This window comes from Vibrio sp. Y176 (genome assembly GCF_033438945.1).
Genome location: NZ_JAWOQS010000253.1, coordinates 1 through 857, shown reverse-complemented (window position 1 = coordinate 857; position 857 = coordinate 1). Strand labels below are relative to the sequence as shown.

Annotated in this window: 2 protein-coding genes; one reads left to right on the top strand and one right to left on the bottom strand. The window is 45.3% G+C overall.

The features are described from left to right. On the bottom strand, positions 1-219 hold a 219-nt coding region (locus R7O13_RS25400; protein ID WP_318305013.1), incomplete at its 3' end, for an alpha/beta hydrolase. A 128-nt stretch (positions 220-347) separates the two neighbouring features. Here R7O13_RS25400 and R7O13_RS25395 point away from each other — a divergent pair. Next, positions 348-857: LysR family transcriptional regulator (locus R7O13_RS25395; RefSeq protein WP_318305012.1), on the top strand; the 510-nt coding region annotated here is incomplete at its 3' end.

Below are 857 nucleotides of genomic sequence, written 5' to 3'. Positions count from 1 at the left end.
TTCGCCCTGAAACGATGCGTCGAATGCGATAGTCACGAAGCCATGTTCTGATAGTTTTTTCGCGTAGGTTCCCGCTGTCTGCTCTTTAACGCCGCCACCAGGATGAGAAACTACAATGGCAGGATACGGTTTAGATTCATCAAAGTTTTCAGGAACGTTAATCACCGCTGCAATAGAGATACCCAGACCATTTAGATTTTTGAAAGTAACTTTAGACATAACGAAATTCTCCTGTAGCGTTTCACTGTTTTGTCTCGTGGGGCGTAAGCCTTGGGTTAATACTAGTGAACGAACTGTATTAGATAAATATCGTTTTACACACATGACTGTTAAGTTATACTTAACAAATGGCTATTGAACCTTCCCTAATATCTTCACTAACGTGGTTTGCGCATGTAGCGCGCCATCGCAGTTTTACGAAAGCCGCCTCCGAAATGGGAGTGACGCGGGCTGCATTGTCGCAGCATGTCAAAGGGCTAGAAAAACAACTTCAAGTTAGGCTGCTAAATCGCACGACACGAAACATGTCTCTGACCGAAGAAGGGCAGCGTTTGCTCGACACCCTTCATCCTTCATTGACCAATATTGAGCACGCCCTAAATTCGCTGAATGATTTACATATCGAGCCTGCGGGGCTCATTCGTATTAGCGTGTCTAGAACAGCCGCTCGGCTTCTTATCGAGCCGCACTTTGGGGAGTTTTTATCTCGTTATCCGAAAATACGTTTAGAGCTGATCATGGATGACGGTCTGACAAATATTGTTGCGGAAGGGATGGATGCAGGAATACGTTTAGGTGTTAGCTTGGATGAGCACATGGTCGCGATTCCAATCACTCCAAATCTGACAAACGCGATA